The organism is Flavicella sp. (assembly GCF_037132785.1).
GTDB lineage: Bacteria > Bacteroidota > Bacteroidia > Flavobacteriales > Flavobacteriaceae > Flavicella.
Genome location: NZ_JBAHZZ010000134.1, coordinates 1 through 8776 on the forward strand (window position 1 = coordinate 1; position 8776 = coordinate 8776).

Below are 8776 nucleotides of genomic sequence, written 5' to 3' on the forward strand. Positions count from 1 at the left end.
TAAATCACAAATGCTATCTGCAAAAGTAGGTGTTATTTGTAGTTTCATGGCTTGAATATACATCTTAATAAGTTAACAAACAATGACTTACACCCTAAGTTTGGGTCTTTGTTTTTGTCATGTACCTTGCAACGGTCTTAAATTTTAGATTTAAAAAGTCAGAATTGAAATCTAAAACTGAAAAGAGCATTATGCAACGGTCTTAAAATTTTATTTTTTTGTTGGGTTTTCTCAGAGAGAAAAACAGATTATGACTTTCGTCAATTATAGAAGGTGGATTTTAATTTATGATTTTTTAAAAGTTTAAAACTTATAATTAATTCCAGTATACATACCAAAGAAATACGGTTTGTTGGTATTTGTATCAAATGTATTTGTTTGGAACTTTATCATGGGAGAAATATCGAAATACCATTTTTTGTTAAAATGGTATTCTGCGTTTGAACCAAAGTTTAACGTAAAATTTATTGGATTTAAATTGGTAGCCTCTCCTGCAGAATAAGAAGTGTTTCGGGTTTCAATTTGTAAATTGTTGGTTGTTAAAAATAAGGTACTGACTCCTCCAATTAAATGAAAACTAAAAATATTAGTATGAAACAAACCATATTTTGCTTCAAATGGGATTTCAATATATCCATAAGTTTGATTGATACTTCCTTCACTATTATCAGTTTTAAATCCGATAAAGGAATCGTTTGCAACTGCGTCAGTTATGCTAGGTTTATCTGAATAGCTAATTCCAAATAAATCGCTACTAGAGTTTGAAATAAATAGAATATCCTCTGTGGTTTGTTTGAGATTTAATTGGTGAATTCCAGTTTGAAATTGCCATTTTTTTGATGCTTGATAAGCTATCCTGACTCCATAGGAAGTAGAATTATTCCCTTTTTTTGTTGCTTGATCAAGACTGGCGTCAATAGATGAATTGCCTGCCAAGGTGCTTGAGAACAATTGTGATACAGTAGGGGCAATTGCCCAAGAATATTTTTTTAACTCTTTTTCCTCTTCTTTTTCTTTCAGAACATCAGCAAGGTCGAGTTTGTCTTTAGGAGCAGTGGTTTTAGCTTTTTTTATCTGTGCAGTATTTTTATTTGCCAAAACAGCTTGCTTAGATTCACTAATTTCATTGAAAATAGATTTTGATTGTGTTATGTCAAATTTTTTGTGATCAATTGAGCTTTCTGATTTAGTTGGAACTACGGCAATAATAGGGGTGCTAGCTGTTTTTTGAGTTGTCTTTTGTTGTGTTATTTTTTCTTTTTGAACTGTAGGACTGTTAACAATAAGATTAGGGTTTGATTCTATGATTGTCTTTCTAACCAGCTTTTCTAGGTCTGTTTCTTTTATATTTTCCTTTAGTATTGGAGTTGTATTTGTAATGCTATTGTCTTCAAGGATTTTTTCAATATTGGATACATTATAATTATTGTAGATAAAAAAACCCAATAATGCGACAGCAGCAATTCCAGCAAATCGAAACCAGATAAAATATTTTCCTTTTTGTTTCTTTTGATTGAGAGAAGTTTCAATTGTATTCCATACAGCTGAGTCTGGAGTAATCTCCAAATCTTTTAGTTTTTCTTGAAACAACCGTTCTATATTTTTAGGTTCCATATCTAAAAAGTATTTTGGTTTTTTAGTTCCTTGTTTTCTAATTTATTTTTCAATATTAATTTAGCTCTTGATAGGTTTGATTTTGAGGTGCCATCAGAGATGTTAAGCATATTTCCAATTTGTTTATGAGTATATCCATCCAAGACATACAGATTAAAAACCAGTCGATAGCGATTGGGAAGTTGCTGAATCATATATAATAAATCATCTATATTTAAAGCAGATTCTTCAACTTCGACAAATATTTCTTCCTGTGCTTCTTCCTGTGTTAATTGTAAAACATTTTTCTTTCTGTATTTTTGTAGTGTGCAATTAATTACAATTCTTTTCATCCACCCCTCAAAAGATCCTTTGTGTTTGAATTGATCTATTTTTTTAAAAATGATAAGGAATCCATCGTGTAGATTGTCTTCGGCTTCTTGTTTGTTTTTAGAATATTTAAAGCAAATTGCCATTAGCTTTGGTGCAAATAATTCATAAATCATTGCCTGTGCTTCCGGCTTGTTTTCTTTGCAGTCTTCTATGATCTGTGGAAGCGTCATTATTTGTGTTTTAGCAGGGCTAATTTATGTTCTCTTATCTGTTTTAACTAGTGAGTTTTGTTGTTTTCACTCCTTTTTTTTAACGAGGTATTAGATTCTTCAAGTTAGATTTTTTAGTTCCAAATAGAATAGTTATTGGAGGCAAAAAAAGAACTCATTTGTTTGGGTGTTTTACAGCAGCTATAGTTTTTACCTAATGCATCCTAGATATCTATAAAGACAAGTTGGATTCGATGTTCTAACATAATAAATTGACACTAATTTTATGATGTTACTAAACTACATTTTTTAGTTCAATATCCATAATTTCATTAGGTGTTTTATAACCAGTTATTTTACGCACCATTTAGCTAATTTCGCATTGTGTTTTTGTCAGAATTATTAATTTATAGAACCTGTCCTGTTCAGGTTTATAGGAATATTATTTGCTCTTTTTCCTCCATTAAAAGAGCTGAATAATCATCCATGCTATTGAGCTAAGTCGCCTATATTATTCACTTAACGCAACAAATCTATAAATTTAGATTTGTTGCGTTAAGTTATTGAATGGAGGAAAAGGAAACAACATTAACCTCTTCGGGTCCGGGTAAGAATTTGAATATTGAAAGTGTCCGTATAAAAATATGGAATGGAGATAAAGTTTATGTTGACGAAATAAAAGACGCTAAGCCTAATAAAAATGGAGTGAAACTTACCTAAAGGACCTGCATTTATTCAGACCTGGTTTTATAATGCTGCAGGTGAAATGGAAGGTGCTGTGTATTATAATTATGCACATCATAGTAAATTATAAAATAACCTTAGCAAGGAATTAGTATGATTAAATTTTAGACCTTGTCAATTTTAATAAGATTAACGACACGACAGTTGCTGTGGATATAAGGGCTTTATGAAATTAAAGAAAGCAAGGGGGGGGGTAGATAAATGTTTCAGCTAAGAAATCTTATATATACTGAGATACTTGAAGTAATAAGTGCTTTAGGAAAACAGGGCTTGATACGTAAGGTTTTTATTTGTCATTTGACTGTTCGTCAATTGAATAAGATTTGGAATTCAGTTTTCTTTAAATCATAGAAAGAATGTGTTTTAGAAAAATGGGTCATGTTTAATACACTATGATTGATGAGTTATAAATACTTATTGATGAATTATTTATAATTGTATTGTTGAAATAAGGGATGGAATTTTAATATGAATTGCTATTCCCAAGAGGGTTTACTAATAATTAAAAACAATTAAGATTATAAATCATATGGAAAGAATAAAAAAAAGATCTGTTTTAGGCTTGTTCATACTAGTTTTATTAATGATTGGATGTCAATCAAAATTTAACTTCGAAAAAACGGATAACGGAGTTACTATCTATCAGGATAGTCTAATTATTAATATTGAAATTGTTAATGAATCAATTATTCATATTCATAAAATTAAGGTTGGTAGTGAGCCTTCGAGCATTCCAGATTATGTTACGGTTTTGGAACCTCAAGATGTAGCTTGGGAAGTAAAAGAAAATAAAGATTTATTAATGATTAGTACGGCTGCGTTAAATGTATTTGTAGATAGTGAAGGTCTTATAAAATACCAAACAAAAGATAAGAAAATACTGGTGTCAGAAACAAAGGAGCTTACGTATATAAACCCAAATAGTACTGAAGGAAATAAAATATCACAGGCATTTCTTGCAGGGGATGAGGCCTTGTACGGTTTAGGACAGTTTCAGAGCGGTATCATGAATTGGAAAAATGTACCCATTCGCTTGCAACAGTACAATCAGGAGATCGCGATTCCGTTTTTGGTTTCTACCAAAGGTTATGGCATCTATTGGCATAATTATAGCCTTACGGATATTAACGAACCTCAAAATGAGATTCGATTTGCTTCGACTAACAAATTAAAAAATAAAAAGAAGAAGAAAGAACTTAGCACGACTGGTGAAAAAGAAAATGTAGCAGCATATATTACTACTGAGAAAGCAGATAAAAACATCCGTGAAACTACATTTACTCCTGAGTTAACAGGAGAATATACTTTTATGGCCTTGAGTGATAATGGAGGTCGTATGCGAGGTGAGATTAAAGTGACAATAAATGATGATGAAATTATCAATTATTCTACGATATGGGTGCCAAGAAGGTATTCTGGGAAAAAATATTTAGAGGCAGGCAAAGCGTATAAAATTGTATTTAAAAATACAAGAGCTAAAATCCCTGGAAATTTGTTTTACAACAAGCCAGATTTTAATAAAACTGTATTTAGTAGTGCGACAGGAACTGCGATAGATTATTATTTAGTAGAAGGAGGTAATCCAGGAGAAGTTATTGCTGAGTTTCAACAGCTAACAGGAAAAGCACCGATGTTTTCTAAGGCAGCTTATGGATTTTGGCAGTGTAGAGAAAGGTACCACAATCAAGCTGAATTATTGGAGAATGCTCGAGAAATGAGGAAAAGAGAAATCCCTGTGGATTATATTGTACAAGATTGGTTTTACTGGCCAAAGAAAACAAAAGGACCAGAGTGGGATAAAAAGAAATATCCAGATCCGAAAGCTATGGTAGATGAGTTAAAAGAATTGAATATGAAGCTTATGGTATCTGTATGGCCAGAGGTAAAGAATGATCCTTTGGTTAAAAAATATGATCTTGATATCATAAAAAGCAGTAACTATATAGATATTTATGATAAAAAAACGAGTGAGCAATTTTATCAAATGTTAAGCGATTCTATGTTTCATATAGGAGTGAGTTCTATCTGGTTAGACGGCACAGAACCTGAAGGAGTAAATGACACAAAAGTTATGACAGCTGTAGGACCTTACGAAGAGGTTCATAACGTATACTCTTTGGAAGTTACAAGAGCGATGTATGAAGGTAGAAGGAAGGAGTTTCCTAATGAGCGTGTTTTTAATTTAACTCGTTCAGCATATGCTGGTCAACAGCGTTATGGTGCGACTTCATGGTCAGGAGATGTAGAGGCTTCTTGGGAGCAGTTTTCAGAACAAATTTCAGCAGGTCTTAATTTTACAATGACAGGAGTGCCCTATTGGACACATGATATCGGAGGTTTTTTTAGGGATTCAAAATCTATTAATCCTGAGTTTGATAGCCAATACACTAATCCAGAATATATTGAGTTATTAACACGTTGGTTTCAGTTTGGTACTTTTAGTCCTATATTTCGTATACACGGTTATGTGTCAGAAACTGAAATTTGGAGATATGATGATGCATTTGAAAGCACAGCTCGTAAGTTCATTGATTTACGTTACCAGTTGATGCCATATATTTATTCTCAAGCTTGGCAAATCACCAATAACAGTAGACAATTGATGAGTCCCTTAGTGTATCATTATCCAGAGGATAAAAACACATGGGGAATTAAAGATCAATTGTTTTTTGGGGAATCTATCATGGTCGGATTTGTAACAGAATTTAAGAAACGTGAAAAAGAAATGTATTTCCCACAAGGGCAGTGGTATAACTATTGGACAAACGAAAAAATTGAAGGAGGAAAAACGATTTCTATAAAAGCAGAACTTAATGAAATACCAATGTTTATAAAGGCAGGAAGCATTTTACCAATTGGACCAAAAGTACAGTATGCTACTCAAAAAACGGACGAGCCATTAAAATTAAAAATATATCCAGGTAAAGATGCTGAATACACATTGTATTTTGATGATAATGAGTCTTATGAGTATGAAAAGGGTGATTTTTCCGAATTGAAATTGACGTATTCAGAGGCCAATAAGGAATTGAGTATTGTTAAGGGTAATGGGGAGTATATTAATTTTGAGAAAAATCCAATGGATTTTGTCGTTGAAATGGTAGGATACAAAATCCAGCAAAAAGTGAGTTTTAATGGAAGTGAAATAAAAGTTGATTTTTAATATATATGAGAAAACCTGAATTTTATCTATTGATTTTTTTAGTGTGTTTGAGTACGGGTATCTATGCGCAAACAAAAGTCAATTCCTTGCAAGGACTTTTGCCCTATCTAATGCAGGATAATGTTGATGTGACCTTGGCGCCAGGAACTTATACAATAACAGCTAAGGATATTAAAAAGGGCAATTTCCCTGAAACAACTGTTGTCAAGAATCATGTGAATGTTCTTTTTCTTATCTCGGGAAATAATAGTAATTATGATTTTACTGATGTGACGATAAATGTGAAGACAGAAGTATTTGCTGCTTTTCCGAATAAGAATGAAGAACTTTATGAAATACAAATCATTGGAAATAACAATGTAGTTAAAAATCTTAGGCTTGTTGATTTGGGTTCAGTACACGATGCTCCTGTACGGCGTGCCACCAATATAGTAATGGATGGAGCAAATAATAGAATTGAGGGGTTTAATATATCGACTAAAGGTTCTTATCCCTATGGTTATGGAGAAGCGTTTGGTAAGGGAGGAAGAAGTGTGATTAAACACAGAAAACATTCAGCTTTTTTAGTTAGAGGATATAAAAATCATGTGAAAAATTGCACAATCATCCATAGGTCTTATGGGCATGCTCTTTTTATGCAAGCGGCTGACAAACCATTGATAGAAGGTTGTTATATCGAAGGTGAAATGCGATCTAGTGATGATATGTTGGCAGAGAAAGGTACTGGATCTGATGCAGACAAATTGGATTTTAAAACTGTTTTTGGCTACAAGTTACCTAAAGGTTATATGATGTCTCTGGGTGAAGGAGGTATAAGAGCTTATAATGGAGGAGAGACAGTGATTGATGGTGTGGAATATAGAAGGGGAACATCTAACCCTACGATTATCAATTGCACAGTGAAAAACATGAGATCAGGAATTACGCTAACTCATGCTACAGGAAAAAAATATGTCAAGGGCTGTACACTTATTGGTAATGAAAGAGGATTTTGTATTGGTAATGGAGATATTGTAGACTGTTATGCTGATACTCAATATGGTCCAGCATTAGGAGTAGATTATACACGTGATCAAGGTACGAATGCTGATATTACCTTATTGTCCTATAAAGGGGAATCTTATAACGGTAGTGGTCATGCAGCCATCATTATAGGAAGCAATCATAAAATAACTCTTCGTTCTGCAGTGTCCAATCCAGATCAAAATTTAAAAATTAATATTGGTGGAGACAATCATACAATTGGTCTTCTTCAAAGAGATGAGAATTATTCGGCTTCAAATATAATCTTGCATAATCTTACTGGTTATCCTGTTATTCTTGACGAAAACAGTAAAAATTGTACGGGTATATCTGTGGGGAAAGTGAGTGATGAAGGTTTCAATAATCATGTATTTAATAATTCCACACTCAATAAATAAATCTATTTGTTGAGTGTTTTTGTGGGTTTAGTTTCTTTAACACCAGATGTTTGGTGTCGAAATCCTGTCTTGAATAAATTTAGTGCATATAACATCTTTCCGTTTCATTGAGTTTGTGTCTTGTTTTTCAAAGTCTCCAAAAAACAACACCTTGTATTGTCTTATTATACCAAATGAATTTCAGAGTGGTTGATAATAAATTTGATTTATTTTTTTCTTTAGAAGAAATAAAAAAGATAAGCATAGCCGTAGATTACGGTTCTATTTTATATTGAAATATAAAAGAAATAGAAACTAATTTAGTTTGATGTTTATTTGGTATTACTACTATCATACCTTAAAAGATGCTAGATATCTCTCTAAAGTCTGTGCCTTTTTTTAATAGATGTGTTGCAATGCTATGGCTGAGAGTATGGCAGTTACAGTTTTTTAAATACAGGTTATTCTTAGCTAATCATTTACATTAAACTTTAGTGATAATTCATTGTCGCTTGGAATATCGTAGTCTTCACAAGATTTCTTTAAGAAGGAGTAATTCTCTGATGGAATATCTACCCAAAAATCATTTCCAAAAAGTTTGAAAAAATAACGTTCATCTATATGTTTTTGGAAAACCTCTTGTATTTCTGAATGATAATTATATTTAGTAGTATTATCTATTGAATCAATATACATAGTTTTTATAATCTTTTTTTGAGATATCGAATATATGTTGTGTCTTTACAGAAAAGAATGTTTTTGGGTTCTCCACTTCCTCCATTCCAATTAATGTCTTCTTGGGGTATTGAAATTTTATACTTATAACTATATGTTCCATAATAATGGTTTGTAAGAACGCCCCATGATGAGCTTGCTTTAGTGATTTTTTCAACAACTAAATACTTGCCATTAGGAAGCGTCTTGCTGGTCTTGTCAGTTGCCTCTTCTGTATTATAAGTACAGCTAATAAATAGGCAATTTAGTAATATTATAAGAAAGGTTACTTTTCTTATGTTAGATTTGGATTTCATTTTTTTTCTTTGACTAGTAGAGTAGAGCCTGACAGTTCCTTTCCTTTATTATTTTTTATCAATCCTGTTTTCTGTACAAATTTCAGATATAATACTATCTTTGCTTTGCCAAAAAAATTTAAAACAACTTTTCTACGAATGCCTAATCTAGTAAAAAATAACCAGGGTAAACTCACGCTTTTTTCAAGTTAATTCGATTGGCTTGTAGTTGTTTATGTATTACACTGATAATCAAGTAAATATAATTATGGATTCAAAAAGTAAATTAGTCAGTATTTTTGGTAAGGTAGAAGACCCTAGAAG

The 8776-nt window shown here is 32.0% G+C and carries 7 protein-coding genes; 3 read left to right on the plus strand and 4 right to left on the minus strand.

From position 1 onward, the window contains the following. Nucleotides 1-303: 303 nt before the first annotated feature. Nucleotides 304-1614, minus strand: a complete 1311-nt coding sequence (locus V5787_RS08845) for a hypothetical protein (RefSeq protein ID WP_336892881.1) — start codon at nucleotides 1612-1614, stop codon at nucleotides 304-306. A gap of 2 nt (nucleotides 1615-1616) precedes the next feature. Continuing rightward, nucleotides 1617-2156: a sigma-70 family RNA polymerase sigma factor gene (locus V5787_RS08850; RefSeq protein WP_336892882.1), complete on the minus strand. Its 540-nt coding sequence runs from the start codon at nucleotides 2154-2156 to the stop codon at nucleotides 1617-1619. Nucleotides 2157-2702: 546 nt separating this feature from the next. Here V5787_RS08850 and V5787_RS08855 point away from each other — a divergent pair. The 3 genes from V5787_RS08855 to V5787_RS08865 all read left to right on the plus strand — a co-directional run bounded on the left by V5787_RS08855 (nucleotide 2703) and on the right by V5787_RS08865 (nucleotide 7463). Beyond that, nucleotides 2703-2855 (plus strand): hypothetical protein, encoded by a 153-nt coding sequence (locus tag V5787_RS08855; protein ID WP_336892883.1) that lies wholly within the window; start codon nucleotides 2703-2705, stop codon nucleotides 2853-2855. Nucleotides 2856-3408: 553 nt separating this feature from the next. Continuing rightward, complete coding sequence (locus V5787_RS08860; RefSeq protein ID WP_336892884.1) at nucleotides 3409-6042, plus strand: TIM-barrel domain-containing protein; 2634 nt, start codon at nucleotides 3409-3411, stop codon at nucleotides 6040-6042. Nucleotides 6043-6047: 5 nt separating this feature from the next. Continuing rightward, nucleotides 6048-7463, plus strand: coding sequence for a hypothetical protein (locus V5787_RS08865; protein ID WP_336892885.1), 1416 nt, complete (start codon nucleotides 6048-6050; stop codon nucleotides 7461-7463). Between the two features lie 450 nt (nucleotides 7464-7913). On the opposite strand, the gene V5787_RS08870 is transcribed toward V5787_RS08865, so the two are convergent. Next, complete coding sequence (locus V5787_RS08870; RefSeq protein ID WP_336892886.1) at nucleotides 7914-8138, minus strand: hypothetical protein; 225 nt, start codon at nucleotides 8136-8138, stop codon at nucleotides 7914-7916. 5 nt (nucleotides 8139-8143) lie between these two features. Next, nucleotides 8144-8473 (minus strand): hypothetical protein, encoded by a 330-nt coding sequence (locus V5787_RS08875; RefSeq protein WP_336892887.1) that lies wholly within the window; start codon nucleotides 8471-8473, stop codon nucleotides 8144-8146. Nucleotides 8474-8776 lie beyond the last annotated feature (303 nt).